Source organism: Streptomyces ziwulingensis, assembly GCF_039542605.1.
GTDB lineage: Bacteria > Actinomycetota > Actinomycetes > Streptomycetales > Streptomycetaceae > Streptomyces > Streptomyces ziwulingensis.
Genome location: NZ_BAABIG010000072.1, coordinates 37780 through 63228, shown reverse-complemented (window position 1 = coordinate 63228; position 25449 = coordinate 37780). Strand labels below are relative to the sequence as shown.

The window sequence follows — 25449 nt, the reverse complement described above, 5'->3', positions numbered from 1 at the left end:
GTTGTCCGGACGTCACCAGCTTCAGCCGACGCGCTTTCCAAGTACGAGAATTCGGGTGCGCATGGCACTGACCCTCCCCCCGGCACGCACCCACTGTCAAGTGGGTGGGACGGGAGTCTCATTATGTGAGCGCAGTGTCGTGCCGCCGCCGAAAGCCATCGGCATCGGGGCGGGCACACCGGTGCCGACACCGCTGGCGAGGCCCCCCGCGACGCCCCCGCCGACCCCGCCGACCCCGCTGTTGACCGCACCGTTGACCCCGGCGTTGACACCTGTGGGAACGCCGCTCGCCAGGCCGCCGGAGGCCGCGACGGGGTAGCCGCCGGAGCCGCCCGCGAAGGCGGGCTCGGCCGGTCCGCGCGGCACCTCGTAGCGGCCGGTGCCGAGCACCCGGCGCAGCCGGTGCTCGTCCAGCGGGCCGGAGAACGCCATGCCCTGCCCGTGCGTACAGCCCATCGCGCGCAGGGCGACGACCTGCTCGGGCAGGTCCACCCCGTCGGCCACGGACTTCAGGCCGAGGTCGGCGGCGATCCGGAGCAGCCCACTGGTGATCTTGTGCAGCCGGGCGGACTCGACGACCCCCTCGACCAGCCCGCGGTCGAGCTTGAGGACGTCGACCGGGAGCCTGCGCAGGGCCGTGAGAGCCGCGTAGCCGCTGCCGAAGCCGTCGAGCGCGATGTGCACGCCGGCCCGCCTGAGCGCGTTCAGCCGGCGCTCCAGCTCGTCCATGCCGAGCCGGGGGTCGAGGTCGGACACCTCTATCACCAGGGAGCCGGGCGGCAGGCAGTGCCGGGTCAGCAGCGCCTCCACCGAGCTGAACGGCATCGAGCGGTCCAGCAGGCGGCGGGCGCCGATCCGGACGGCGACGGGGGCGCCCAGGCCGGTCGCCGCCCGCTCGGCGGCCTGCTCGACCGCTTCCTGGAGCACCCAGCGGTCGAGTTCGGCGGTCTTGTCCCCGTCCTCGGCCACCCGCACGAACTCGGCCGGGGTGAAGAGCACCCCCTGGGAGGAGCGCCAGCGCGCCTGGGCACTGACCGCCGTGATCCGGCCGTCCTCCAGGCACACCACGGGCTGGTGCAGCAGCGCGAACTCGCCGTCGTGCAGCGCGGCCCGCAGACGCGTGGCCAGCTCGGCCTTGCGTACGACGTCCTGCTGCATCTGCGGCTTGTACAGCTCGACGCGGCCCTTGCCGCCCGCCTTGGCGCGGTACATCGCGAGGTCGGCGTTGCGCAGCAGTTCACCCGCGCCGAGGCCGGGTTCGGCGAAGGCGACGCCGATGGAGGCGTTGACCCGGACGTCGTTGCCGTCGATGAGGTAGGGCTGGGACAGCGTCAGCCGGAGGCGGTCGGCCAGCTCCACGATGTGCCGTTCCCGGGCGGTGCGGTCGCGGGTGCCGTCGCCGACGATCAGCGCCGCGAACTCGTCGCCGCCGAGCCGGGAGGCGGTGTCGCCCTGGCGGACCGCCTCGTGGAGCCGGCGGGCGGCGTGGATCAGCAGTTCGTCCCCGGCCTGGTGCCCGATGGTGTCGTTGACGGCCTTGAAGCCGTCGAGGTCGATGAAGAGGACCGCGGTGCCGCGCAGGGCGGCGCCCCGGTCGGAGGCGCGGCGGCCGGACAGGGCCTGCTGGACGCGCTTGGTGAACAGGGCTCGGTTGGGCAGGTCGGTGAGCGGGTCGTGTTCGGCGTTGTGCTGGAGCTGTGCCTGGAGGCGGACTCGCTCGGTGACGTCCCGGCTGTTGAAGATGAGGCCGCCGTGGTGGCGGTTGACGGTGGACTCGACGTTGAGCCAGCCGTCGTCGCCGGAGCGGAAGCGGCACTCGATGCGGGTGGTGGGTTCCTCGCCGGGGGTGGCGGCGAGGAAGCGGCGCACCTCGTGCACCACGCAGCCCAGGTCCTCCGGGTGGATGAGGCCGGCCAGTTCGCTGCCGACGAGGTCCTCGGCGGAGCGTCCGTAGACCCCGGCGGCGGCCGGGGAGACGTAGCGCAGGATGCCGTTGGGCGCGGCGATCATGATGACGTCGCTGGAGCCCTGCACCAGGGAGCGGAAGTGGTTCTCCTTCTGCGCCAGTTCCTGGGTGAGGGTGATGTTGTCGAGCAGCATGATGCCCTGGCGCACGACGAGCGCCAGCACGACCGTGCCGCCGGTCAGCAGCACCACGCGGTCGACGCTGCGGCCGTTGAGGACGTTGTAGAGGATGCCCAGGGTGCAGACGGCGGCGGCGAGGTAGGGCGTGAGCGCGCCCAGCGAACCGGCGATGGGCCGGGCGGCCGGGTAGCGGCCCGGCTCGTCGCCCGGCGCGGACGGCACCGGCTGGCGGGCGGCGGCGCCGCGCTGTCCGGGTACGTGCTCGTGCACCACGCGGGTGTGTCCGCCGGGTCCGGCGGCGGGCCCGGCGGTGTCCTGCCGCGCGCCGGCCCGGCGCGCGGCCCACGGCGCGTACGCCAGCAGCAGCGAGCCGGCGAACCAGCCGGCGTCCAGGAGCTGTCCGGAGCGGTAGTCGTGGTGCAGCAGCGGCGAGGTGAACAGGGCGTCGCACATCACGGTCAGCGCGAGCGCGCCGATCGCGGTGTTCACCGCGGAGCGGTACACGGGGGTGCGCCGGAAGTGCAGCGCGAGCACGATGCTGACCAGCGCGATGTCGAGCAGCGGATAGGCGAGCGACAGCGCGGTGTGCGCCACGCTCGACCCGTCGACCTTGGCGGCCTGGGCGAGCGCCAGGCTCCAGGCCAGCGTCAGCAGCGAACCGCCGATCAGCCAGGCGTCCAGGCCGAGGCAGACCCAGCCCGCCCGGGTCACCGGCCGTTTGGCGAAGACCAGCAGGCCCACGATGGCCGGCGGCGCGAAGCACAGGAAGAACAGGTCCGCGTAGCTGGGGCTGGGTACGGGCTGCTCCAGCACGACCTCGTACCACCCCCAGACGATGTTGCCCAGGGCCGCCATCGCCGAGGAGACGGCGAAGAGCAGCCAGGCCGGCCGGAAGCAGACCCGGCGGCTGCGCGCGTAGAGGAAGCAGGAGACGGCGGCGGCCCCGGCCGCGGCGCCCAGCCCGAAGTCACCCATGACGGTGGCCAGACGGGGAGAGCCCCAGCCGAGCGCGGACCCGATGCCGTATCCCGCGCAGAGCAGGATCAGCGTCAACTGCCGGGCCAGGCCCGATCCGCCGGCCCCGGCCGGCGGACGGAGCGGCAGCGGCCCCGGCGCGGACCGGGTGCGCGGTGCTCCGTCGAGCGCGGGTGCGGAAGGCGGTGGCGAGGTCACCGGAGCCTCCCCGTCCACGCGGTGCCCGTCGCCCGCGAGGCCGCGGGCGCTGGATGGGCATGGCCCCGGCGGCTGCCGCCGTGCCTGCGCTGGTGCGGGCCGTGACGGTGGTTGCCGTGGTGATGATGGCCGTGGTGATGGTGGCCCTGGTGGTGCTGGCCGCCTCGGTGGCCGTGCTGACCGCGTCCGCGTGCGGCCCGGCACCAGGGCCGCCGCAGGCGGCTCCGCCGCGTCGGATCGTTCGTCCAAAGGCCGTGCATCGCCCGTCGCCCCCCTCGCAGTCTCCATGTCCGTCCCCGGCGCCGAAGTGTGCGCGGCGCTGCCCCTGTCGGGACGATACACCAGTCTCGTCACTCAGGGACATACCTTCTCTACGCTCCGTAACGATCAGTGGATATGCCGGTACCCACTGCGCCCGGAAGGTCGCGGAGGGTACCTGAAACGGATCTGGCGGTTGTCGCGGCGCGTGCGCCGGTCGTACGGATCATGCTTCCGGAACGCGGCGCGTGCGCCGGTCGTCCGGCCCGCGTTCGCCTCGGATGCCGATCACGCGCGGGGAGTGGTTCCTGTCGTCAGGATCACGTTGCGCAGCGGCTCCCGGTTCACGAAACGCGTCAACTGGTCGGTCAGCAGCCGCTTGGCGCGCGGCAGGAAGGCGGAGGTCGGTCCGCCGACGTGCGGGCTGATCAGTACCCCTGGCGCCCGCCACAGCGGGTGGTCCGCGGGCAGCGGCTCGGGGTCGGTGACGTCGAGGGCCGCGGTGAGGCGGCCGGTCGCCAGCTCGGCGAGCAGCGCCCCGGTGTCGACCACCGGCCCGCGGGCCACGTTGACCAGCAGGGCGCCGTCCTTCATGCGGGCCAGGAAGTCGGCGCCGACCAGGCCGCGGGTGGTCTCGGTGAGCGGTGTGGAGACCACGACGACGTCGGCCTCCGGGAGCAGTCCGGGCAGTTCGGTGAGCGGATGCACCGGCCCGCGTGCGGAGGTGCGAGCGGAGCGCGCGACGCGCGCCACCCGCGCCACCTCGAAGGGTACGAGCCGGTCCTCGATGGCGGCGCCGATCGAGCCGTACCCCACGACGAGCACGTTCCGGTCGGCCAGCGCGGGCCGGAAACCGCCGCGCCACTCGCCCCGGTCCTGGGCCCGCACGAAGTCGGGGACGCCGCGCAGGGAGGCCAGTATCAGCGTCAGGGCCAGCTCCGCGGTGCTGGCCTCGTGCACCCCGCGGGCGTTGCAGAGCCGCACGCCGGCGGGCAGGTCCCGCAGCCCCGGCTCCACGCTGTCGACGCCTGCCGACAGAGTCTGGACGACCTGGACCGAGCGCATCGACGCCAGCGGGCGTACGCCGATCCCGGCGGGCTTCATGTAGGGAACGACGTAGTAGGCGCAGTCGGCGGGGTCCGCGGGGAAGTCCTCGGCGCCGTCCCAGAAGCGGTACGCGGGGCCCTCGGGGAGGCCCGTCAGCTCGTCCGGCGGGATGGGCAGCCATACGTCAGCAGTCATGGTCAGGAGGCTATGTCAGGAGGTCGCGGCGGCAGAGGTTAGGTTTGGGGTGGCCTAACGAGGGAGGGTCACGCACAGGTGGAGCGCAGGACGATCGGCGCGGCGGCACTCACGGTGGGGGCCGTCGGACTGGGGTGCATGCCGATGAGCTGGGCGTACAGCGCGTCCCGGCAGCGGGGTGACGCCTCGCTCAGGGCGGTGCACCGGGCGCTCGACCTGGGCTGTTCCCTGCTGGACACCGCCGACATGTACGGCCCGTTCACCAACGAGCTGCTGCTGGGGCGGGTGTTGCGGGAGCGGCGGCCGGACGCCTTCGTGTCGACGAAGGTGGGGCTGCTCGTCGGTGACCAGCACGTCGTGGCCAACGGCCGCCCCGGATATGTCCGCCGGGCCTGCGACGCCTCGCTGCGCCGGCTGCAGACGGACGTCATCGACCTCTACCAGTTGCACCGCGCCGACCCGGAGATCCCCGTCGAGGAGACCTGGGGGGCGATGGCCGATCTGGTGCGGGCCGGGAAGGTGCGGGCGCTCGGGCTGAGCGCGGTGGGCGCGCGCTCCGCGCGGCGGTCCGGGGCGAAACTGCACGACGCCACGATCCGGCAGCTCGCGCGGGTGCAGCAGGTCTTCCCGGTGAGTGCGGTGGAGGCGGAGCTGTCGGTGTGGTCACCGGACGCGCTGGAGTCGCTGCTGCCGTGGTGCGCGGCGCGCGGGATCGGATTCCTCGCCGCGATGCCGCTCGGCAGCGGGTTCCTCACCGGCACGCTGACGCCGGGCGAGGGCTTCGAACCGGACGACCTGCGGGCCCGGCATCCGCGCTTCACCGCCGAGATGATGGCCGCCAACCAGCCGATAGTGGTGGGCCTGCGCCGGGTCGCGGCCCGGTACGGCGAGGCGGTCACGCCCGCGCAGGTGGCGCTGGCCTGGGTGCTGGCGCAGGGCCGCCACGTGGTTCCGGTGCCGGGCACCAAGCAGGAGCACTGGGTCGAGGAGAACGCCGCCGCGGCCGGGCTGCGGCTGACGCCGGCGGACCTCGCGGAGGTGGGCGCGCTGCCGCGGGCGCTCGGTTCCTGGGAGTGAGGCGGTTCGGGTTCGTCCGACCGGGAACCTGTGCGGCGTGTGCGGCGTAAGACAGGTAGGACCCGCCGTGTCGAAGGGACCATGATCGTGCGACGTCGAGCCGGGCCGGCCGTGGTGGCCGCCGCACTTCTGCTGACGGCCGGCTGCTCCGCCGGCGACGGAGGCGGACCGGCGGCGGCCGGCAGCGCTCCGCCGAGCCGCGCCTCGTCACCGTCCTCGTCCGGGCCGGCCGGTGAGCGGCCGCCGCCCGCGAAGGGCTCCGTCGAGGTCGGCCGTACGGTCGCCACCGGCCTCAAGAGCCCCTGGGGCCTGGCCGCGCTGCCCGGCGGGGGCGGTCTGCTGGTCTCCTCCCGGGACACCGGCACGATCACCCGGATCGACGAGAAGTCCGGCCGGAAGACGGTGCTGGGCGAGGTGCCGGGGGTCTCGCCGGCCGGCGAGGGCGGCCTGCTGGGTCTCGCCCTCTCCCCCGGCTTCGCCGCGGACCGCATGGTCTACGCGTACTTCACCTCCGCCTCGGACAACCGCGTCGTGCGCATGCTCTACGACCCGAAGAAGCCGTCCGGTGAGCAGTTGGGCGCCCCGGACACGGTCTTCAAGGGCATCCCCAAGGGGTTCGTCCACAACGGCGGCCGGATCGCCTTCGGCCCGGACAAGATGCTGTACGTCGGCACCGGTGAGAGCGGCGAGACCGGTCTCTCCCAGGACAAGGAGAGCCTGGGCGGCAAGATCCTGCGCCTGACCCCGGAGGGCGAGCCCGCGCGCGGCAACCCCTTCCCGGACTCCCCGGTCTACTCCTACGGGCACCGCAATGTGCAGGGTCTGGCTTGGGACTCCGAGGAGCGGCTGTTCGCCGCCGAGTTCGGGCAGGACACCTGGGACGAGCTGAACGCGATCACGCCGGGCGGCAACTACGGCTGGCCCGAGGCCGAGGGCCGCTCCGACGACGACGCCTTCCAGGACCCGCTCGCCCAGTGGAAGACCGACGAGGCGTCCCCGAGCGGCATCGCCGAGGCCGGGGGTTCGCTCTGGCTGGCGGGCCTGCGCGGCGAGCGGCTGTGGCGCGTCCCGCTGAAGGGCACGAAGGCCGCGGCCGACCCGCAGTCCTTCCTGGCGGGCGAGTACGGGCGGCTGCGCACGGTGGTCGCGGCGGGCGGCGACAAGCTGTGGCTGGTGACCAGCAACACGGACGGCCGGGGTGAGCCGAAGCGCGGCGACGACCGGATAGTCGAGTTGACGGTGAAGTGACGCGCGAGAGGGGTCCGAGGGCGGGCGCGGGACGGCGCGCGGATGCCCCGGGACCCCTCAGGGCGTGTCGGGTTCAGCCCGCGGCGGGCAGGCCGAGCAGGACGTCGGTGTACTTCAGGACCGCCAGGATCAGGCCGATCACGCCCAGCGCGACGCCCGCCCAGGAGACCGACTTGATCCACGGGGCCTGCGGCCGGCCCGGCGCGCCGAACGCGGGCCGGGCCAGTACGACGACGCCGACGATCAGCGCGACCAGGGCGAAGACGCCGCCCCAGAGCGCGGTGGCGTGCCAGGCGTTGCCGTAGCCCTTCTCGATCAGGACGGAGACGTCCGAGGACGAGGAGGTGGAGAGCTGTCCGATCAGCGATTCACGGGCGGAGGCGACGGTGCCGACCCAGCTCCCGGTGAGGGACACGATGCCGAGTCCGGCGGAGACGACCGCGCCCGCGCCCTGGCCGACGCCGGTGGCCCCGGTCTCCTCGACGGGCGTCGCGGCCGCCTCGGCGTCGGCTCCGTCCCCGGTGGCCTCGCCGGGCTCGGTGGTTTCGCCGGGCTCGGTGGTCCCGGCGGTCTGCTGCTCCTCGGCGGCGGCGTCGCCGTCGGTGACGATCACGTTCTCCTCATCCTTGGCGGTCTGGTCGGCCTTGGCGGGGGTGCCGGTCTCGTCCACTGTCTTCGTTCCCATGTCTCGCACCGTACGGACGCTGTCTGAGAGGTTTCTTAATGATCGCTGTGGGCGGCACGCGCGCGTGCCTCGCGCCACTCGGGCGCCAGCACGGACCAGACCTCCAGGTCGTGCCGTACCCCACCATAGGGGTGCGCCTCGCGCCGGACGCCGTCGCGGGTCATGCCCAGGCGCCGGGCGGTGTTCACGCTCGGTGTGTTGCCGGCGGCGGCGACCCACTCGACGCGGTGGATGCCGCGTTCCCCGACGGCCCAGTCGATGAGCACCCGCATCGCGCGGGTCACCAGGCCGCGTCCGGTACCGGCGGGTTCCAGCCAGCAGCCGACCTCGCAGTTGCCGCGGGCCGCGTCGAAGTTCAGGAAGAGGACTCCGCCGACGAGGGTGCCGCCCAGCCACAGACCGTGCAGGGACGCGGTGTCGGCGGCGCGCAGGTCGGCGTAGCGCTGGAGCATCGCCCGCGCGGAGTCGAGGTCCGTCGCCTTGGAGCCGAACGGGATGAACCGCCCGATGAACTCCCGGCCCCGGTCCAGGTGGTCGAGGAACTCCCGGGCGTGCCAGGGCTCCAGCGGGCGCAGCTCGGCCCCGTCCTCGCCCAGCGGTATCGCGTACATCCCCACCAGCTCCTTCTTCGGCGCGCTCACGAACGATCGAGGGGGGCGCGTCGTGGTCGACGCGCCCCCTCGTGGGACTCAACGGGCCGCAGGTCAGCCCTCTGCCGCGCCCAGCCGCCGGAGGATCAGCTCCTTGACGCGGGCGGCGTCGGCCTGGCCGCGGGTGGCCTTCATGACCGCGCCGACCAGGGCGCCGGCCGCAGCCACCTTGCCGCCGCGGATCTTGTCCGCGACGGCCGGGTTGCCGGCGATGGCCTCGTCCACGGCGGTGGTCAGCGCGCCCTCGTCGGAGACGACCTTCAGGCCGCGCTTGTCGACGACCTCGTCCGGCGTGCCCTCGCCGGCGAGTACGCCCTCGATGACCTGGCGGGCCAGCTTGTCGTTCAGGTCACCCTTGGCGACCAGCTCGGTGACCCGGGCCACCTGCCGGGGCGTGATGGCCAGCTCGTCCAGCGACTTCTGGGACTCGTTGGCACTGCGGGCCAGCTCGCCCATCCACCACTTGCGGGCGGCGGCCGCGTCGGCACCGGCGTCGATCGTGGCGACGATCGGGTCCAGGGCGCCGGCGTTGAGGATCGACTGCATGTCGACCGCGGAGATCCCCCACTCCTCGCGGAGCCGGTTGCGGCGCACCAGCGGCAGCTCGGGCAGCGAACCCCGGATCTCCTCGACCCACTCGCGCGAGGGGGCGACCGGGACCAGGTCGGGCTCCGGGAAGTACCGGTAGTCCTCGGCCTCCTCCTTCACACGGCCCGAGGTCGTGGACCCGGTGTCCTCGTGGAAGTGGCGGGTCTCCTGGATGATGGTGCCGCCGCCGTCGAGCACGGCGGCGTGCCGCTGGATCTCGAAGCGCGCCGCGCGCTCGACGGAGCGCAGCGAGTTGACGTTCTTCGTCTCCGAGCGGGTGCCGAACTTCTCCCGGCCGTGCGGGCGCAGCGACAGGTTGACGTCGCAGCGCATCTGGCCCATCTCCATCCGGGCCTCGGAGACGCCGAGCGCGCGGATGACCTCGCGCAGTTCGCGGACGTAGGCCCGCGCGACCTCGGGGGCCCGCTCGCCCGCGCCCTCGATCGGCCTGGTGACGATCTCGATCAGCGGGATGCCGGCGCGGTTGTAGTCGAGCAGGGAGTGCGAGGCGCCGTGGATACGGCCCGTCGCGCCGCCGACGTGGGTCGACTTGCCGGTGTCCTCCTCCATGTGGGCGCGTTCGATCTGCACCCGGAAGGTCTCGCCGTCCTCCAACTGCACGTCGAGGTAGCCGTCGAAGGCGATCGGCTCGTCGTACTGGGAGGTCTGGAAGTTCTTCGGCATGTCCGGATAGAAGTAGTTCTTCCGGGCGAAGCGGCACCACTCGGCGATCTCGCAGTTCAGCGCGAGACCGATCCTGATGGCCGACTCGACCCCGGTCGCGTTGACGACCGGGAGCGCGCCGGGCATGCCGAGGCAGACCGGGCAGGTCTGGGTGTTCGGGCCGGCGCCGAGCGTGGTCGAGCAGCCGCAGAACATCTTGGTGTGCGTGCCGAGTTCGACATGGACCTCAAGGCCCATGACGGGGTCGTACGACGCCAGCGCGTCCTCGTACGACACCAGTTCGGTCGTGGTGGTCACGGTGAAAACTTCCCTCTCAGCCCAGCAGGACGTCGTCGTCGCCCAGCCGCTTCAGCTCGCGGTAGAGGATGGCGAGGTTGGTGACGACCGCGGCACCGGTCACGACGGCGTCGAGCAGCCGGAGCGTGTCGTTGTCACCGCGGGACTTCTTGATCTGCTTGTACACCCCGACGGCGCCGAACGCCGACGTGGCCATCGAGATGTACAGGCCGGACTTGGAACTCTTGAAGCCCTTGGCCTTGGACAGTGCGCTCACAGCGACGGTGCCTCCTCGATCAGCGGGTGGCCCCACTTTTCCACGAAGGCGGCCTCTACGGCGGCGCCGACCCGGTACAGCCGGTCGTCCTTCATGGCGGGGGCGATGATCTGCAGACCCACCGGCAGGTTGTCCTCGGGAGCGAGGCCGCAGGGCAGCGACATGGCCGCGTTGCCCGCCAGGTTGGTGGGGATGGTGCACAGGTCGGCGAGGTACATCGCCATCGGGTCGTCGGCGCGCTCGCCGATCGCGAAGGCGGTGGTCGGGGTCGTCGGGGAGACGATCACGTCGACCTGCTCGAACGCCTTCTCGAAGTCCCGCGTGATGAGGGTGCGGACCTTCTGGGCGCTGCCGTAGTAGGCGTCGTAGTAGCCGCTCGACAGGGCGTACGTGCCGAGCATGATGCGGCGCTTGACCTCGGGGCCGAAGCCGGCCTCGCGGGTCAGCGAGGTGACCTCCTCCGCGGAGTGGGTGCCGTCGTCGCCGACGCGCGCGCCGTAGCGCAGGCCGTCGAAGCGGGCGAGGTTGGAGGAGCACTCGGAGGGGGCGATCAGGTAGTAAGCCGACAGCGCGAGGTCGAAGGACGGGCAGTCCAGTTCGACGATCTCGGCGCCCAGCTCCTTGAGCAGCGTGACGGACTCGTCGAACCGCTGGATGACGCCGGCCTGGTAGCCCTCGCCGCGGAACTGCTTGACGACGCCGACGCGCATCCCGGCGACACTGCCGTTGCGGGCGGCCTCGACGACCGCGGGGACCGGGGCGTCGACGGAGGTGGAGTCCATCGGGTCGTGTCCGGCGATCACCTCGTGCAGCAGCGCCGCGTCCAGGACCGTACGGGCGCACGGGCCGCCCTGGTCGAGGGAGGAGGAGAAGGCGACCATGCCGTAGCGGGAGACGCCGCCGTACGTCGGCTTGACGCCGACCGTGCCGGTGACGGCCGCGGGCTGGCGGATGGAACCGCCGGTGTCGGTGCCGATGGCGAGCGGCGCCTGGAACGCGGCGAGGGCGGCGGAGGAACCGCCGCCGGAACCGCCGGGGATCTTGGTGAGGTCCCAGGGGTTGCCGGTCGGCCCGTAGGCGCTGTTCTCCGTCGACGACCCCATGGCGAACTCGTCCATGTTGGTCTTGCCGAGGATGACGACGTCGGCGGCCTTCAGCCGCTTGGTGACGGTCGCGTCGTACGGCGGGATCCAGCCTTCGAGGATCTTGGAGCCGACGGTGGTCGGCACGCCCTCGGTGGTGAAGATGTCCTTCAGCGCGAGCGGTACGCCGGCCAGCGGGCCGAGCTGTTCGCCGCGCTCCCGCTTGGCGTCCACGGCACGGGCCTGGGCGAGCGCGCCCTCCCGGTCGACGTGCAGGAAGGCGTGCACCTTCTCGTCGACGGCCTCGATGCGGGCCAGGTGGGCCTCGGTGACCTCGACGGCCGTCAGTTCGCCGGAGGCGATCTTCTCGGCGATCTCGGCCGCGGTGAGCCTGATGATGTCGCTCATGGCGGTTACTCCTCCCCCAGGATCTGCGGCACCTTGAAACGCTGCTGCTCCTGGGCCGGGGCGCCGGAGAGCGCCTGCGCGGGCGTGAGCGAGGGACGGACCTCGTCCGGCCGCATGACGTTCGTCAGCGGGAGCGGGTGCGAGGTCGGCGGTACGTCTTGGTCGGCGACCTCGCTGACGCGGGCGACCGCGCCGATGATGTCGTCGAGCTGTCCCGCGAAGTGTTCAAGCTCCTCGGGCTTCAGCTCCAGACGCGCCAGCCGGGCGAGGTGGGCGACCTCCTCGCGCGTGATGCCAGGCATGCAGCGTTCCTCTGGGTGAGAGTGTTGGTTTGGCCCAATCCTATGGGTCGGGACCCGTGGGCGTGAAACGGCTTCCCGCGGCCGCCCGACAGCCCTCTCGCCGTACCCGGCACCGACACCGGCATGGGCACCGGCACCCGGCGGAGCCGCGGCGCGCCGGGCCCCGGGGTCAGCCCGCCCCGGCCCGGGTCGGGCCCGGGGTCAGCCCACCCGGCCCGGGTCGTCCGCCGCGGCGGCGGGGAGCGCGGCCGTCGGCCGCTGCCACCCCCGCGAGCCACGCGCCCGCAGCCACGCGGTCATCTCCTCCGGCGGCATCGCCGCCGCGACCAGCCAGCCCTGCACCGCGTCGCAGCCGAGGTCGCGCAGCCGCTCCCAGGTCTCGTCGTCCTCCACGCCCTCGGCGACGACCAGCAGGCCGAGGGAGTGCGCCAGGTCGACCGTGCAGCGCACGATCTCCGCGTCCTCGGTGTCGACGGCCAGCCGGGCGACGAAGGAACGGTCGATCTTCAGCTCGCTGACGGGGAGCCGGCGCAGGTGGACGAGGGAGGAGTAGCCGGTGCCGAAGTCGTCGAGGGACATCTTCACGCCGTGGGCGGTCAGTCCGGCCAGGGTGTCGGCGGCGCGCTGCGGGTCCTCCAGGAGGACGTGTTCGGTGATCTCCAGTTGCAGCGATCCGGCGGGGACGCCGTGCCGGGCCAGCCGGGCGGCGACCGAGCCGGCGAAGCCGGGGGTGTGCACGTCACGCGGGGAGACGTTGACCGCGACCGGCACGAACAGGCTCTGGGCGCGCCACCGGGCGACCTGGGCGAGCGCCGTGTCCAGCACGTACTCGGTGAGGTGCGGCATCAGCCCGGAGGACTCGGCGATCGCTATGAACTCGTCCGGCGGCACCTTGCCCCGCTCCGGGTGCACCCAGCGCACCAGGGCCTCCAGGCCGGCGACCTGCCCGTCGAAGCGGACCTTGGGCTGGTAGTGCAGTTCGACCTCGCGGGCGTCCAGGGCGCGGCGCAGATCGCCGAGGAGGCCGAGCCGGTCCGGGGTGTTGGAGTCCCGCTTGGACTCGTAGACCTCGACGCCCGTACGGTCCCGCTTGGCCTGGTACATCGCCACGTCGGCCCGGCGCAGCAGCCCGTCGGCGTCCATGGCGTGGTCGGGGAAGACGGCGACCCCGGCGCTGGCCTCCAGGACGAGGGTGAGTCCGTCCAGGTCGAGCGGGGAGCTGAGGTCGGCGACCAGGGAGCGGGCGATGCGGGTCGCGGAGGTCGTGGAGTCGGCGACCGGCAGCAGGACGGCGAACTCGTCGCCGCCGAGCCGCGCGGCCTCGGCGCCGCGCGGCAGTGCCAGCCGGAGCCGGTCGGCGATCTGGAGCAGCAGCCGGTCGCCCGCCAGGTGCCCCAGGGTGTCGTTGACCGACCGGAACCGGTCGAGGTCGATCAGCATCAGGGCGGCGCGGGCGCCGATGCGTTCGGCGTCGTCCAGCGCGGTCCAGATGCGCTCCTGGAGCCACTGCCGGTTGGGCAGCCCGGTCAGCGGGTCGCGCAGTTGTTCCTCGGCGCGGGCGCGGGCGATCCACAGGGTGGAGTCGAGGGCGATCAGCGGGATGGCGAACAGCGGCAGCAGCACCGGCTGGGCGAAGGCGACCACGCAGACCAGCGGCGCGATGCCGAGCAGTGCCACCGCCATCAGGCCCTGTCGGACCAGGGCGGTGCGGGCGACGGTGGGCAGCCCGGAGCGGGGTGCCTGGAGGTACCACAGCAGGGTGCGGGTGACGGCGAGGTAGGCGACGGCGACCAGCACCACCTCGGGGGCGGTGTAGAGCGTCCAGGTGTCCGGGTCCCAGGGGGACTCGACGGAGGGGACGGAGCGGCAGGCGCCCAGCAGGGCGGCTCCGGCGGCGATGCCGAGGATGTCGACGGCGCCGTGCAGGATGCCCTGCCGCCAGTGGCCCCGACGGGCGACGCCGACCAGGACGACGACGGTGAGGCTGACCATGCCGGCCGGGATCCAGCCGTAGAGCAGCAGGACGGCGAGGGTGAGGGCGGCGCCCGAGCCGGTGCCGCCCGACCAGCGGGAGCGGCCGAGCATGACGAGGTGGCCGACGATGACGCCGGTCAGCACGGCCAGCGACCAGCCGACCGGGCCGGACGGGAAGAGGGCGTGGCCGTCGGAGAAGGCCCGGAAGAAACCGGCGCCCAGGACCAGGCCGGCCGCCGCGACGACGGCCGTGGGCAACGGGGGCCGGGCCAGGTGCCGTTCGGCGTCGCCGCCGGTCGGGCCGGGGGCGTGCGCTCCGGCCTGCGCCGGTCGCGGTACGGCGTCGCGCCCCCGAGCGCTGCCGCCCGGTGCGGGCCGGCCGGTCCACGGGCCGGTGCGCACCGCGTCGGCCAGGCGACGCAGGCGCAGCCGTGAGCCCGGGGCGGCGCTCTCGGTCGGTTCCATTCCCGTCCCTCTCACGGCCGGCGGTACCCACACCACGCGGCCCGAATGCCCGGCAGCCCTCGACGACTCCGTGCGGGAGAACCCGTCCTCCCGCTCCTTCGGAGCACGGGGATGCTCCGGCCGCGGCTGGGCGCGGCAGGCGCACCCCTCAACAGTAGGCCGCGGAAGGCTTCCCCGGGCACCGGTCGTCGGCGGTTGCCCGAATGCGCCCAGGCCACCCTTATGCTTCTGATATGCGCCGATCGGGTGGCCTTCAACCGCTATTCCTCGGCCGAAAGCGCGGCTTCCCGAGCCGCCTCGGGACCCTGTTCGAGCAGGATGTCGAAGCCGTCCTCGTCGAGGACCGGGACCTTCGCCTGCACGGCCTTGTCGTATTTCGATCCGGGGTTCTCCCCCACCACGACGAACGCGGTCTTCTTCGACACCGATCCGGTCACCTTCGCGCCCCGGCTCTGGAGGGCCTCCTTGGCCCCGTCCCGGGTGAAGCGTTCGAGGGTGCCGGTGACGACGACGGTGAGCCCTTCGAGCGGCCGCGGGCCCTCGTCCTCACCGGTCGACCGCTCCTCCAGCGTTACGCCGGCCGCCGTCCACTTGCGGACGATCTCGCGGTGCCACTCCTCGGCGAACCACTCCTTGAGCGCGGCGGCGATGATCGGTCCGACGCCGTCGGTGTCGGCCAGTTCCTGCTCGGTGGCGCGCTCGATACGGTCCACGGACCGGAACTGGCGGGCGAGTTCCTGGGCGGCGACCGGTCCGACGTGCCGGATGGAGAGGCCGTTGAGGAACCGGGCGAGGGGGCGGCTCTTCGCCTCCTCGATGTTCCGCAGCAGGGCCAGGGTGTTCTTCTTCGGCTCGCCCTTCTGGTTGGCGAAGACCGTGGCGATCTTCTCCTCGCCGGTCTTCGGGTCGCGCTTGGGCAGCCCGCTGGCGGGATCGAGGACGTAGGCCCTGATGGGGAGCAGCTTCTCCACGGTGAGGCCGAAGAGGTCGCCCTCGTCGACGAGCGGCGGGTCTGCGGGCTCCAGCGGCTGGGTCAGCGCGGCCGCCACGACGTCGCCGAAGTGCTCGATGTCGAGGCACTCCCGGCCCGCGAGGTAGGAGACCCGGCCGCGCAACTGGGCCGGGCAGGTGCGGGCGTTCGGGCAGCGCAGGTCGATGTCGCCCTCCTTCATCGCGCGCAGCGGCGTCCCGCACTCGGGGCAGTCGGCCGGCATCACGAACTCCCGCTCGCCGCCGTCCCGCAGGTCGGCGACGGGTCCGAGGATCTCCGGGATGACGTCACCGGCCTTGCGCAGCACCACGGTGTCGCCGATGAGCACGCCCTTGGCCTTGACGACCTCCTGGTTGTGCAGGGTGGCGAACTCGACCTCGCTGCCGGCCACCGTGACCGGTTCGACCTGCGCGTAGGGCGTGACGCGGCCGGTGCGGCCGACGGCGACCTTGATGTCGAGGAGCTTGGTGTTGACCTCCTCCGGCGCGTACTTGTAGGCGATGGCCCAGCGGGGCGCGCGGGCGGTGGAGCCGAGCCGTCCCTGGAGGCGGATCTCGTCGAGCTTGACGACGGCGCCGTCGATCTCGTGCGCCACCGAGTGCCGGTTCTCGCCGTAGTGGGCGATGAACTCCCGTACGCCGTCGAGGCCGTCGACGACCCTGTTGTGCGGGGAGGTGGGCAGGCCCCAGGTCTTGAGCAGGTCGTAGCCCTGGGAGAGGCGGGTCAGGCCGGTGTAGCCCTCCAGGGCGCCGATGCCGTGGACGACCATGTGCAGCGGGCGGCCGGCGGTGACGCGCGGGTCCTTCTGGCGCAGCGAGCCGGCCGCCGCGTTGCGCGGGTTGGCGAAGGGCTTGTCGCCGGCCTCGACCAGGCGGCGGTTGAGGCCCTCGAACTTCTCCATCGGGAAGTAGACCTCGCCGCGGATCTCCACCAGGTCGGGGACCCGCTCGCCCGTCAGGCGCTCGGGGATGCCGGCGATGGTGCGGACGTTCGGGGTGATGTCCTCGCCGGTGCGGCCGTCGCCGCGGGTGGCGGCGCGGACCAGGCGGCCGCGCTCGTAGGTGAGGTTGACGGCGAGGCCGTCGACCTTCAGCTCGCACAGGAAGTGGAACTCCTGCTCGCCCAGCTCCTTGTGGATGCGCTCGGCCCAGGCGGCGAGTTCCTCGTCGTTGAAGGTGTTGTCGAGGGAGAGCATGCGCGAGCGGTGCTCGACGGCCGTGAACTCCGTCGCGTAGGAACCGGCGACCTTCTGGGTCGGCGACTGGGGCGTGCGCAGCGGCGGGTACTCCTCCTCCAGCGCCTCCAGGGAGCGCAGCAGCCGGTCGAACTCCGCGTCGCTGACGACGGGGGCGTCCTTCACGTAGTACCGGAAGCGGTGCTCCTCGATCCGCTCAGCGAGCTGCGCGTGCTGCTCCCGTGCCTCGGCGGGCACGCTCGTGGTCTCCGCCTGCTTGTCGCCGGCCACCGTATTCGTCCTCCCGTTACTCTGGGTTGTCCGCGAGGGATCTCGCCGCCTGGCCGCAGTGGGCGAGCGCCCGGCGCGCGTACTCGGGGGACGCGCCCGCGAGTCCGCACGACGGGGTGAGGGTGACCGTCTCCGTGAGAAGCCCCGGATCCAGCCCCAGCCTGCGCCACAGCGTTCTGACACCCATGACGCTACCGGCAGGGTCTGACAATGGGCCGTCGGTGCCCGGCACCACACCGGCGAACAGCCGGGTGCCGCCCTCCACCGCCTCACCGATCACGTCGTCGTCACGCTCGGTGAGAAGCGAGAAGTCGAACGAGACGCCGGCCATGCCCGCGCGGCGCAGCAGGGCGAAGGGGACGTCCGGCGCACAGGAGTGGACCACCACCGGGCCGTCGTGGACGCCGGCGACGGCGCGCAGCGCGCCCTCGACGACCTGCCGGTCGACGGCCCGGTAGGTGCGGTAGCCGCTCGCGGAACGCACCTGGCCGCGCAGCACGGTGGTGAGGGAGGGCTCGTCGAGCTGGAGCACGAGGGTGGCGCCGGGCACCCGGCGGGCCACCTCCGCGAGGTGCAGCCGCAGACCCTCGGCGAGGGAGGCGGTGAGGTCCCGGGCGGCACCGGCGTCGGAGAGGACCGCCTCGCCGCCGCGCAGTTCCAGGGCGGCGGCCAGCGTCCAGGGGCCGACCGCCTGCACCTTCAGCGCGCCCTGGTAGCCCTGGGTGAACTCCTCCAGGGCGTCGATGTCCTCCCGGAGCCAGGAGCGGGCCCGTTTGGTGTCCCGGCCCGGCCGGTCCCCGAGCCGCCATCCGCTGGGCTCCACGCGGGCGTACATCTCGACGAGCATTCCGGCGCTCCGCCCGATCATGTCCGCGCCGGGTCCGCGGGCGGGCAGTTCGGGCAGGAACGGGAAATCCTCGAAGGAGCCGGTGACGGTCTTGGCGGCCTCGCGCGCGTCCTGACCCGGCATGGACCCGATGCCGGTGGCGGCTCCGAACCTGAACTGGCTGTTTTCGCTCACGGCGGCAGCCTACGCAGCGCCCGCCGCCGCGGTCACCGCCCGGGGCGCACCGTCAGGTCGTTGACCTCGGCGTCCCGGGGCAGGTCCAGGGCCATCACGAGGGCCGTGGCGACCGACTCGGGGTCGATCCACCGCGTCGCGTCGTACTCCTTGCCCTCCTGCTGGTGCACCTTGGCCTGCATGGGGCTGGCGGTGCGCCCGGGGTAGACGGAGGTGACGCGCACCCCGTTGCCGTGCTCCTCGTGGCGCAGCGAGTCGGCGAGGGCCTTCAGGCCGTGCTTGGAGGCGGCGTACGCGGCCCACTCGGCGTGCGCGGTGAGGCCGGAGCCGGAGTTGACGAAGATCACATGCCCCTGGGCGACGCGGAGCTGCGGCAGCAGGAGGCGGGTCAGCTCGGCGGGCGCGACGAGGTTGACGTCGAGCTGGTGGCGCCAGGCCTTGGGGGTGAGTTCGCCGACCGGGCCGAGGTCGACCACTCCGGCGATGTGCAGCAGCGAGTCCACGCGGTCCGGGGGCGACTGGTGGGAGAGCGCCCAGGAGAGCCGGTCCGGCTCCGCGAGGTCGCCGACGAGGGTGTGCGCGCCGGGGAACCCGGCCGCCAGTTCCTTGGCGCGGCCCGCGTCGCGCGCGTGCAGGACGAGCTGGTCGCCGCGCGTGTGCAGGCGGCGGGCGACGGCCGCGCCGATGCCGGAGCCGGCTCCGGTGATCACATGTGTAGCCATGTCCGCCATGCTCGCATCACCAGGCGCCCGCTCCCCGCCCCGGCCCGCCCCGGCCCGGCTCACCGGCGGCTCACCTCACGCCGTGGCTCACCTCACGCCGTGGCTCTCCTCCAGGTGGGCCAGCGCGCCGACCGGTTCCTCGGCGAAGAGGACCAGTTCGGTGAGGGGACGCGGGAGGAAGCCCTCCGTCTCCATGCGGCGGAACTGCTCCTTGAGGCCGTCGTAGAAGCCCGCGGTGTTGAGCAGGACGACCGGCATGTCGGTGTGTCCGTGCTTCTTCAGCTCCAGGATCTCGGTCGCCTCGTCCAGCGTGCCGGTGCCGCCCACCATGATCACCACGGCGTCGGCCCGCTCCAGCAGCAGCCGCTTGCGCTCGGCGAGGTCGGCGGCGATCACCATCTCCTCGACGCCCTCGCGCGCCTTCGCCGCCAGGAACGCCACGGAGACGCCCAGGAGCCGCCCTCCGGCCTCCTGCACGCCGTCGGCGACCACCTTCATCAGTCCCGTGTCGGAGCCGCCCCAGACGAGCGTGTGGCCGCCCTTGCCGAGCAGGGTGGCGAATTCCTTCGCGGGACGGGTGTAGCGCTCGTCGAGGTCGGCGGCGGAGAGGAAGACGCAGATGTTCATACGGCCACGGTACGGCGGCGTCCTGCGGGGAAGAACTCGGTTCCCGGCGGTGCTGGAACGAGGAACAGCCGGCCGATCCGAGGAGGACGATCGTGACCCATGGACACCGCATCACCGTCGAGCCCAGCGCACGGCGGGTACGCGCGGCGCACGGCGGGCAGGTCCTGGCCGAGAGCGACGAGGCGCTCGTACTGAAGGAGACGGGCTGCCCGGACCGCTACTACATCCCCCCGCGGGACGTACGCCTCGACCTGCTCACCGAGTCGGCGACCCGGACCCACTGCCCCTTCAAGGGCGACGCGTCCTACTGGTCGCTGCCGGACGCGCCGGACCTCGCGTGGGCCTACCCGGACCCGAAGCCGGACGTCCGGGCGATCAAGGACCACCTGTGCTTCTACGAAGTAGAGGAGGTCTAGGGCGGAACCCGCCCTGCGGGAGAGCCCCCGGGGGGCTCAGGCCGCCCCGGCCGTCGCACGCGTGGTGGACGCGATCGTCGCCGAACCCACCACGCGTGTGCCGTCGTACAGCACGATCGCCTGGCCGGGGGCGACACCGCGGACCGGTTCGGTGAAGGTGACCTCAAGGGCGCCGTCGACCATCTCGGCCCGCACCCCGGTCTCGCCGCCGTGGGCGCGGAGCTGGGCGGTGTAGGTGCCGGGGCCGGCCGGGGCGGCGCCGCACCAGCGGGGCCGGAGCGCGCGCAGGGCGCTGACGTCCAGGGAGGCCGCCGGGCCGACGGTGACCGTGTTGGTCACCGGCGAGATGTCGAGGACGTAGCGGGGCTTGCCGTCGGGGGCGGGCGTGCCGATCCGCAGGCCCTTGCGCTGGCCGATGGTGAAGCCGTACGCGCCCTCGTGGGTGCCGAGCGCGTTGCCGGCCTCGTCGACGATGTCGCCCTCGGCGCGGCCCAGGCGGTCGGCGAGGAAGCCCTGGGTGTCGCCGTCGGCGATGAAGCAGATGTCGTGCGAGTCGGGCTTCTTGGCGACGGCCAGGCCCCGGCGCTCGGCCTCCGCCCGGATCTCGTCCTTGGTGGTGACGGTGTCGCCGAGCGGGAACAGGGCGTGCGCGAGCTGGCGGTCGTCCAGGACGCCGAGGACGTAGCTCTGGTCCTTGGCCATGTCGGAGGCGCGGTGCAGTTCACGCGTGCCGTCGGCGCGGGTGATCACCTGGGCGTAGTGGCCGGTGCAGACCGCGTCGAAGCCCAGGGCGAGCGCCTTGTCCAGGAGCGCGGCGAACTTGATCTTCTCGTTGCAGCGCAGGCAGGGGTTGGGGGTGCGCCCGGCCTCGTACTCGGCGACGAAGTCCTCCACGACGTCCTCGCGGAAGCGGTCGGCGAGGTCCCAGACGTAGAACGGGATGCCGATGACGTCCGCGGCGCGGCGGGCGTCGCGCGAGTCCTCGATGGTGCAACAGCCGCGCGCGCCGGTCCGGAACGACTGCGGGTTGGCGGAGAGCGCGAGGTGGACGCCGGTCACGTCGTGCCCCGCCTCGGCCGCGCGGGCGGCGGCGACGGCGGAGTCGACCCCGCCCGACATGGCGGCGAGGACGCGGAGCGGACGGGAGCGCTGCGGAGTGTCGTCAGTCATAACCACTCCAGGGTACGGGTGCGCGGGAACCAGGGGCCCCGGATATCCGTTGAAGATCGTATGGGGGCAAGCAGCCGATCCGGGAACGGATCATCCAAGGACGACGACCGGCGCATCGGGCGGCGGGCGCTGATCGTGGGCGGCGCCGCGGCGGCCGTCGGCACCGCGGTGCTGGCACGCGACGAGCTGGGCCGCCTGTGGTGGCGCACGCCCGGGGTGGAGAAGCCGCGCGAAGAGGGCGTGGTCGACTACGCGACGGCCCGCTGGGTGGCGGCCTCCGACGCGAACTGGCGGCGGGCGGACCGTCCCGACGACTTCGGCATCGACATGGTGGTCGTCCATGTCACCCAGGGCAGTTTCACCGGCGCGGTCAGGGCGTTCCAGGACCCGGCGCACCAGGCGGCCGCGCACTACATCGTCGGTCAGGACGGCCGGGTCACGCAGATGATCCGTGAGCTGGACGTGGCGTACCACGCGGGCAACCGGTCGTACAACGAGCGCAGTGTCGGCATAGAGCACGAGGGGTTCGTGGACCGGCCGCAGGACTTCACGGACGCGATGTACGCCGCCTCCGCGCGTCTGACCGCCCAGATCTGCGCCCGGTACGACATACCCCTGGACCGCGAGCACCTCATCGGCCACGTCGAGGTGCCGGGCACCGACCACACCGACCCGGGACCGCACTGGGACTGGGACCGGTACCTGGGACTGGTCCGGCGGGCGGCCACGAGCACGCCGTCCGCCTCACCGTCCCGCCCGCCGTCGTCGTCGCCGTCGCCGTCGCCGTCGAGCAGCCGGACCGGGGCCTAGGGTCGGCACAGGGCCGGCTCGCCGCGGGTTCGGGGGCGGGTCCAGGGCTTACGCGGGTCGTCCAGGGCTTACAGCGGGCCCAGGGCTTACGTCAGTCCCGCCGCCCGGGCCCGTTCCACCGCGGGGCCGATCGCCTTGGCGACCGCCTTGACGTCGGCCTCCGTGGAGGTGTGGCCCAGCGAGAAGCGCAGGGTGCCGCGGGCCAGGTCGGGGTCGGTCCCGGTGGCCAGCAGGACGTGGCTGGGCTGGGCGACGCCCGCGGTGCAGGCCGAGCCGGTGGAGCACTCGATGCCCTGGGCGTCGAGGAGGAGCAGCAGGGAGTCGCCCTCGCAGCCGGGGAAGGTGAAGTGGGCGTTGGCGGGCAGCCGGCCGCCGGGCGCGGTGTCGCCGCCGAGGACCGCGTCGGGGACCGCCGAGCGGACCGCGTCGGCCAGGTCGTCGCGCAGGGCGCCGATCTCGCGGGCGAACCACTCGCTCCGCTCGGCGGCGATCCGGCCGGCCACGGCGAAGGAGGCGATCGCGGGGACGTCGAGGGTGCCGGAGCGGACGTGGCGTTCCTGGCCGCCGCCGTGCAGCACGGGCACGGGGGTGTACTCGCGGCCCAGGAGCAGGGCACCGATGCCGTAGGGGCCGCCGACCTTGTGTCCGGAGACGGTCATCGCGGCGAGCCCGGAGGCGGCGAAGTCGACCGGGAGCTGGCCGAGCGCCTGTACCGCGTCGGCGTGCAGCGGCACCCCGTATCCGGCGGCGGCGTCGGCGAGTTCGCGGACCGGCATCACGGTGCCGATCTCGTTGTTCGCCCACATGACGGTGGCCAGGGCCACGTCGTCGGGGTTGCGGGCGATCGCCTCGCGCAGCACCTCGGGGTGGACGCGGCCGTGGGCGTCGACGGGGAGGTACTCGACGGTCGCGCCCTCGTGCTCGCCGAGCCAGTGGACGGCGTCGAGGACCGCGTGGTGCTCGACGGGGCTGGCCAGGACCCGGGTGCGGGCCGGGTCGGCGTCGCGGCGGGCCCAGTACAGGCCCTTGACGGCGAGGTTGTCGGCCTCGGTGCCGCCGGAGGTGAACACCACCTCGCTCGGCCGGGCACCCAGGGCCTCGGCGAGGGCCTCGCGGGCCTCCTCGACGGTGCGCCGGGCACGGCGGCCGGACGCGTGGAGGGAGGAGGCGTTGCCCGTGACGCCGAGGTGCGCGGTGAGTGCCTCGACCGCCTCGGGGAGCATCGGGGTGGTCGCGGCGTGGTCGAGGTAAGCCATGGTGCCGCCGATTCTACGGGGCGCCCCCGGCTGCCCCCGGAGCAAGTCCGGCCGCCGCAGGGGGGATGCTCCGCCCGCCTCGCGGGAGGCACTCCGCCCGCCTCGCGGGAGGGGCCGTGTCCGCCTCGCGGGAGGGGCCGTGTCCGCCACGCCTGAGCGGGCCGTGTCCGCCACTCCGGAGCGGGCCCGGCCGTTGTCGCGGGGCCCTGCGTCGCGGGCGGTTCAGACGCTCCACGAGAGGGTGCCGTCGCTCTGCACGACCGCCACCAGGACGAGCAGGTCGGCGACGCCCAGACCCAGTCCGAGGAGGGCCCGGCCGCGGCGGGCGGTGCCCCGCCACAGGGCGACGGAGGCCAGCACGATGGCGATCGGGCCGAGGACGACGTTGAGGACGAGCAGGCCGAGCAGGCCCAGGACGAAGGAGGCGACGGCCATGCCGTCGGTGTCCCGGACGCCGGCCCGGCGGGTGGCCGGTGCGGTGAGCTGCATGGTGATCTCCCAGATCTTCCCGGGTCGGTCTGCCGGTGGGCAGGGCCCCGCGGACGGGGCGTGGGCGGGGCTCAGTGGGCGGCGCTCAGTGGGCGGAGGTGGCGCCGCGCCGGCGGCGGCCGTGCCGCTCGCGGAGCGCGAAGACGCCGAGCCAGACGGCGATGACCGCGCCGACGGCGAGGGAGAGGCCGAGCGGGGCGTGGGCGACGGTGCCCAGCGCGACGCCGAGCAGCAGCAGTGCGGCAACGATGAACAGCATGGAGTCGGTCCCCCAGGGTTCGATTCGGTGAACGCTTGTAGTAACACTTGTCCACTGAGTTCCCACTCTAGCGCGGGCCATGGCTTTCCTCTCCGGGAGAACAGTTGTTAACTGCATGGCATGAGTCACACCCTCGGTGTCCGGCAGGCACAGAAGCAGCGGACCCGGCAGGCGCTGCTGGACGCGGCGCTCGCACTGCTGGAGGAGCAGAGCCTGAGCAGTCTCGGACTGCGTGAGGTCACCCGCGCGGTCGGCGTCGCCCCCACCGCCTTCTACCGGCACTTCCACTCCACCGCCGACCTCGGCGTGGCCTTGGTGGAGGAGGCGCTGGGCAGTCTGCACCCGATGATCCGGACCACGGTCTCCCCGGAGCAGCACAGTGACGAGCGCATCGCCCGCGCCGTCGAGCTGATCGCCGGTCATGTGGCCGCGCACCCGGCGCACGTCCGGTTCATCGCCCGGGAGCGGCACGGCGGGGTCCAGCCGGTGCGGGAGGCGATACGGGACCAACTGGGCAGGTTCGCCGAGGAGGTCCGGGACGAGCTGGCCGGGGACCCCGGGGCGGCCGGCTGGGACGACGGCGACCTGCTGATGCTCGCCGGTCTCTACGTCGACCAGATGCTGAGCACGGCCTCGCTGTTCCTGGAGGCGCTGAACGCCCCCGAGCGGGAACGGCGGCGGGTGGCCGAACTGGCGGCCCGCCGGCTGCGGCTGATCAGCATCGGCCGCGGCCACTGGCTGGACTGACCCGGGGCGCCGTCCCCGGCCCCGCGCACCCGGGTGGGAACGGGTGGCACGAGCGGCCCGGGTGGTGCGGGTGGCACGAGCGGCCCGGGTGGCGCGGGGTCAGCCGAGCCGCACCCGCGCGAGCTGCCGGGACTGCGCGACCAGCCGGTCGGCGCTGTCCCAGACCTCGGCGTCCTCCTCCAGGAAGCCCCCGGCGAGGTTGCGGGTGGTGAGGAAGACGCGCAGCGGGCCCGGCGCCGGGCGGCAGCGCACGTGCACGGTCAGCTCGACCGTCGGCACCCAGCCCTTCAGCCCCAGTTCGAACGCGGTCGGCGGCAGCGCGTCCACGGCCAGCAGCAGCGAGAGGGGGTCGGCGTCGCGTCCGTCGGCGAGCCCGAACCAGCCCCGTATCTCGCCGTTGCCCGAGGGCTGCCCGAGGGCCCAGCCCACCGTGGCGGGGTCCAGCTTGAGCAGCAGCCGGTCCGCGATGGCGGAGCTGCCCTCGACGGGCGCCGGGCCGTCCGCCGGGCCGAGGCACTGGTCGAGCGGGGGCAACGGCGGCGGCTTCGCGGAGGTGCGGACGTCGTCGGGCAGGGCGTCGAGGTCGCCGTAGGAGGCGAGGACGCGGATGCGTTCGACCTCCTTGCCGTCCTCGTCGTACTGGAGCAGCGACGCCTGGCCGGTGGAGAGGGTCCGCCCGGTGCGCACGGTCTCGGTGCGCACGGTGGCCGGGCCCGGCCGGGACGCCGTCAGGTAGTGCGCGGAGATGGTGAAGGGGTCGGAGTGCGGAAGCGCGTCCGCGAGGGCGCGGCCGACGACCGCCAGCAGATAGCCGCCGTTGACGGCGTTAATGATGGTCCAGCCGGCGGAGAGGTCGAGGTCGTAGACGCCCGGGGAGCGCCGGGTGACCGCGGTGTCCCGGTCGAACTCACTGTCGCCGACGGTGGCCCGCACGGCCGGTGCGGAGGCTGCTTCTGACATGACCGCACGCTACAACAGAAAGGCTACTAAGCGGTAGCTTGC

At 73.3% G+C, this 25449-nt stretch carries 23 protein-coding genes; 5 read left to right on the top strand and 18 right to left on the bottom strand.

From position 1 onward, the window contains the following. Window positions 1-96: 96 nt before the first annotated feature. Together ABEB00_RS29755 and ABEB00_RS29750 are read right to left on the bottom strand one after the other, a co-directional pair. Window positions 97-3258 carry a putative bifunctional diguanylate cyclase/phosphodiesterase gene (locus ABEB00_RS29755; RefSeq protein ID WP_345623638.1) on the bottom strand — a complete coding sequence of 1054 codons (3162 nt, stop codon included), beginning with the start codon at window positions 3256-3258 and terminating at the stop codon, window positions 97-99. Window positions 3259-3804: 546 nt separating this feature from the next. After that, window positions 3805-4758 (bottom strand): 2-hydroxyacid dehydrogenase, encoded by a 954-nt coding sequence (locus ABEB00_RS29750; RefSeq protein WP_345623636.1) that lies wholly within the window; start codon window positions 4756-4758, stop codon window positions 3805-3807. 78 nt (window positions 4759-4836) lie between these two features. On the opposite strand from ABEB00_RS29750, the gene ABEB00_RS29745 reads away from it, so the two are divergent. Together ABEB00_RS29745 and ABEB00_RS29740 are read left to right on the top strand one after the other, a co-directional pair. Next, window positions 4837-5835 (top strand): aldo/keto reductase, encoded by a 999-nt coding sequence (locus tag ABEB00_RS29745; protein ID WP_345623635.1) that lies wholly within the window; start codon window positions 4837-4839, stop codon window positions 5833-5835. An 81-nt stretch (window positions 5836-5916) separates the two neighbouring features. After that, window positions 5917-7083: a PQQ-dependent sugar dehydrogenase gene (locus ABEB00_RS29740; protein WP_345623634.1), complete on the top strand. Its 1167-nt coding sequence runs from the start codon at window positions 5917-5919 to the stop codon at window positions 7081-7083. A 73-nt stretch (window positions 7084-7156) separates the two neighbouring features. Here ABEB00_RS29740 and ABEB00_RS29735 read toward each other — a convergent pair whose 3' ends face one another. From ABEB00_RS29735 to ABEB00_RS29685, 11 genes are all read right to left on the bottom strand, one after another. Beyond that, the gene (locus ABEB00_RS29735) at window positions 7157-7768 is read right to left on the bottom strand and encodes a hypothetical protein (protein ID WP_345623632.1); all 612 of its coding nucleotides are present in this window, start codon (window positions 7766-7768) and stop codon (window positions 7157-7159) included. 35 nt (window positions 7769-7803) lie between these two features. Next, entirely contained in the window at window positions 7804-8379 is a 576-nt protein-coding gene (locus ABEB00_RS29730) for a GNAT family N-acetyltransferase (RefSeq protein WP_345623680.1), read from the bottom strand. A gap of 93 nt (window positions 8380-8472) precedes the next feature. After that, window positions 8473-9987 (bottom strand): Asp-tRNA(Asn)/Glu-tRNA(Gln) amidotransferase subunit GatB, encoded by a 1515-nt coding sequence (gene gatB, locus ABEB00_RS29725; RefSeq protein WP_345623631.1) that lies wholly within the window; start codon window positions 9985-9987, stop codon window positions 8473-8475. A gap of 16 nt (window positions 9988-10003) precedes the next feature. Next, entirely contained in the window at window positions 10004-10243 is a 240-nt protein-coding gene (locus tag ABEB00_RS29720; RefSeq protein ID WP_345623630.1) for a hypothetical protein, read from the bottom strand. Beyond that, window positions 10240-11733, bottom strand: coding sequence for an Asp-tRNA(Asn)/Glu-tRNA(Gln) amidotransferase subunit GatA (gene gatA, locus ABEB00_RS29715; RefSeq protein WP_345623629.1), 1494 nt, complete (start codon window positions 11731-11733; stop codon window positions 10240-10242). The genes ABEB00_RS29720 and gatA overlap by 4 nt, the downstream gene beginning before the upstream one ends. A gap of 5 nt (window positions 11734-11738) precedes the next feature. Continuing rightward, entirely contained in the window at window positions 11739-12035 is a 297-nt protein-coding gene (gene gatC / locus ABEB00_RS29710; protein ID WP_055421830.1) for an Asp-tRNA(Asn)/Glu-tRNA(Gln) amidotransferase subunit GatC, read from the bottom strand. Between the two features lie 201 nt (window positions 12036-12236). Next, on the bottom strand, window positions 12237-14474 hold the full coding sequence (locus ABEB00_RS29705) for a putative bifunctional diguanylate cyclase/phosphodiesterase (RefSeq protein ID WP_345623628.1): 2238 nt from the start codon (window positions 14472-14474) through the stop codon (window positions 12237-12239). Between the two features lie 260 nt (window positions 14475-14734). Next, window positions 14735-16930, bottom strand: a complete 2196-nt coding sequence (ligA, locus tag ABEB00_RS29700; protein ID WP_345623627.1) for an NAD-dependent DNA ligase LigA — start codon at window positions 16928-16930, stop codon at window positions 14735-14737. A gap of 16 nt (window positions 16931-16946) precedes the next feature. Next, entirely contained in the window at window positions 16947-17951 is a 1005-nt protein-coding gene (locus tag ABEB00_RS29695; RefSeq protein WP_345623625.1) for a methionine synthase, read from the bottom strand. Between the two features lie 32 nt (window positions 17952-17983). Then, the gene (locus tag ABEB00_RS29690; RefSeq protein ID WP_345623624.1) at window positions 17984-18682 is read right to left on the bottom strand and encodes an SDR family oxidoreductase; all 699 of its coding nucleotides are present in this window, start codon (window positions 18680-18682) and stop codon (window positions 17984-17986) included. Window positions 18683-18760: 78 nt separating this feature from the next. Beyond that, on the bottom strand, window positions 18761-19300 hold the full coding sequence (locus tag ABEB00_RS29685; RefSeq protein WP_345623623.1) for an LOG family protein: 540 nt from the start codon (window positions 19298-19300) through the stop codon (window positions 18761-18763). A gap of 92 nt (window positions 19301-19392) precedes the next feature. On the opposite strand from ABEB00_RS29685, the gene ABEB00_RS29680 reads away from it, so the two are divergent. Next, window positions 19393-19716, top strand: a complete 324-nt coding sequence (locus tag ABEB00_RS29680) for a DUF427 domain-containing protein (RefSeq protein ID WP_345623622.1) — start codon at window positions 19393-19395, stop codon at window positions 19714-19716. A gap of 36 nt (window positions 19717-19752) precedes the next feature. Here the strand turns inward: ABEB00_RS29680 and mnmA are convergent, their stop codons facing one another. Continuing rightward, window positions 19753-20886: a tRNA 2-thiouridine(34) synthase MnmA gene (mnmA, locus tag ABEB00_RS29675; protein ID WP_345623621.1), complete on the bottom strand. Its 1134-nt coding sequence runs from the start codon at window positions 20884-20886 to the stop codon at window positions 19753-19755. Between the two features lie 60 nt (window positions 20887-20946). On the opposite strand from mnmA, the gene ABEB00_RS29670 reads away from it, so the two are divergent. Beyond that, complete coding sequence (locus ABEB00_RS29670; protein ID WP_345623620.1) at window positions 20947-21696, top strand: N-acetylmuramoyl-L-alanine amidase; 750 nt, start codon at window positions 20947-20949, stop codon at window positions 21694-21696. Between the two features lie 86 nt (window positions 21697-21782). Here ABEB00_RS29670 and ABEB00_RS29665 read toward each other — a convergent pair whose 3' ends face one another. From ABEB00_RS29665 to ABEB00_RS29655, 3 genes are all read right to left on the bottom strand, one after another. Continuing rightward, a complete protein-coding gene (locus tag ABEB00_RS29665) occupies window positions 21783-22952 on the bottom strand; it encodes a cysteine desulfurase family protein (protein WP_345623619.1) in 1170 nt (389 codons plus the stop codon). A gap of 222 nt (window positions 22953-23174) precedes the next feature. After that, complete coding sequence (locus ABEB00_RS29660) at window positions 23175-23441, bottom strand: DUF4190 domain-containing protein (protein ID WP_345623617.1); 267 nt, start codon at window positions 23439-23441, stop codon at window positions 23175-23177. A gap of 85 nt (window positions 23442-23526) precedes the next feature. Further along, on the bottom strand, window positions 23527-23700 hold the full coding sequence (locus ABEB00_RS29655; RefSeq protein WP_345623615.1) for a hypothetical protein: 174 nt from the start codon (window positions 23698-23700) through the stop codon (window positions 23527-23529). Between the two features lie 120 nt (window positions 23701-23820). On the opposite strand from ABEB00_RS29655, the gene ABEB00_RS29650 reads away from it, so the two are divergent. Continuing rightward, on the top strand, window positions 23821-24447 hold the full coding sequence (locus ABEB00_RS29650) for a TetR family transcriptional regulator (RefSeq protein ID WP_345623613.1): 627 nt from the start codon (window positions 23821-23823) through the stop codon (window positions 24445-24447). 99 nt (window positions 24448-24546) lie between these two features. Here ABEB00_RS29650 and ABEB00_RS29645 read toward each other — a convergent pair whose 3' ends face one another. Beyond that, window positions 24547-25407: a thioesterase family protein gene (locus ABEB00_RS29645; protein WP_345623612.1), complete on the bottom strand. Its 861-nt coding sequence runs from the start codon at window positions 25405-25407 to the stop codon at window positions 24547-24549. Between the last annotated feature and the right edge of the window lie 42 nt (window positions 25408-25449).

Excerpts from the sequence above, each read along its gene's own strand:
- ABEB00_RS29730 (WP_345623680.1), bottom strand. The coding sequence starts at position 8,379 with ATGTACGCGATACCGCTGGGCGAGGACGGGGCCGAGCTGCGCCCGCTG.
- ABEB00_RS29735 (WP_345623632.1), bottom strand. The coding sequence starts at position 7,768 with ATGGGAACGAAGACAGTGGACGAGACCGGCACCCCCGCCAAGGCCGAC.
- ABEB00_RS29740 (WP_345623634.1), top strand. The coding sequence starts at position 5,917 with ATGATCGTGCGACGTCGAGCCGGGCCGGCCGTGGTGGCCGCCGCACTT.
- gatC (WP_055421830.1), bottom strand. The coding sequence starts at position 12,035 with ATGCCTGGCATCACGCGCGAGGAGGTCGCCCACCTCGCCCGGCTGGCG.
- mnmA (WP_345623621.1), bottom strand. The coding sequence starts at position 20,886 with ATGACTGACGACACTCCGCAGCGCTCCCGTCCGCTCCGCGTCCTCGCC.
- ABEB00_RS29665 (WP_345623619.1), bottom strand. The coding sequence starts at position 22,952 with ATGGCTTACCTCGACCACGCCGCGACCACCCCGATGCTCCCCGAGGCG.
- ABEB00_RS29690 (WP_345623624.1), bottom strand. The coding sequence starts at position 18,682 with ATGGCGGACATGGCTACACATGTGATCACCGGAGCCGGCTCCGGCATC.
- ABEB00_RS29655 (WP_345623615.1), bottom strand. The coding sequence starts at position 23,700 with ATGCTGTTCATCGTTGCCGCACTGCTGCTGCTCGGCGTCGCGCTGGGC.
- ABEB00_RS29685 (WP_345623623.1), bottom strand. The coding sequence starts at position 19,300 with ATGAACATCTGCGTCTTCCTCTCCGCCGCCGACCTCGACGAGCGCTAC.
- ABEB00_RS29670 (WP_345623620.1), top strand. The coding sequence starts at position 20,947 with ATGGGGGCAAGCAGCCGATCCGGGAACGGATCATCCAAGGACGACGAC.
- ABEB00_RS29660 (WP_345623617.1), bottom strand. The coding sequence starts at position 23,441 with ATGCAGCTCACCGCACCGGCCACCCGCCGGGCCGGCGTCCGGGACACC.
- gatA (WP_345623629.1), bottom strand. The coding sequence starts at position 11,733 with ATGAGCGACATCATCAGGCTCACCGCGGCCGAGATCGCCGAGAAGATC.
- ABEB00_RS29650 (WP_345623613.1), top strand. The coding sequence starts at position 23,821 with ATGAGTCACACCCTCGGTGTCCGGCAGGCACAGAAGCAGCGGACCCGG.
- ABEB00_RS29645 (WP_345623612.1), bottom strand. The coding sequence starts at position 25,407 with ATGTCAGAAGCAGCCTCCGCACCGGCCGTGCGGGCCACCGTCGGCGAC.
- ABEB00_RS29705 (WP_345623628.1), bottom strand. The coding sequence starts at position 14,474 with ATGGAACCGACCGAGAGCGCCGCCCCGGGCTCACGGCTGCGCCTGCGT.
- ABEB00_RS29750 (WP_345623636.1), bottom strand. The coding sequence starts at position 4,758 with ATGACTGCTGACGTATGGCTGCCCATCCCGCCGGACGAGCTGACGGGC.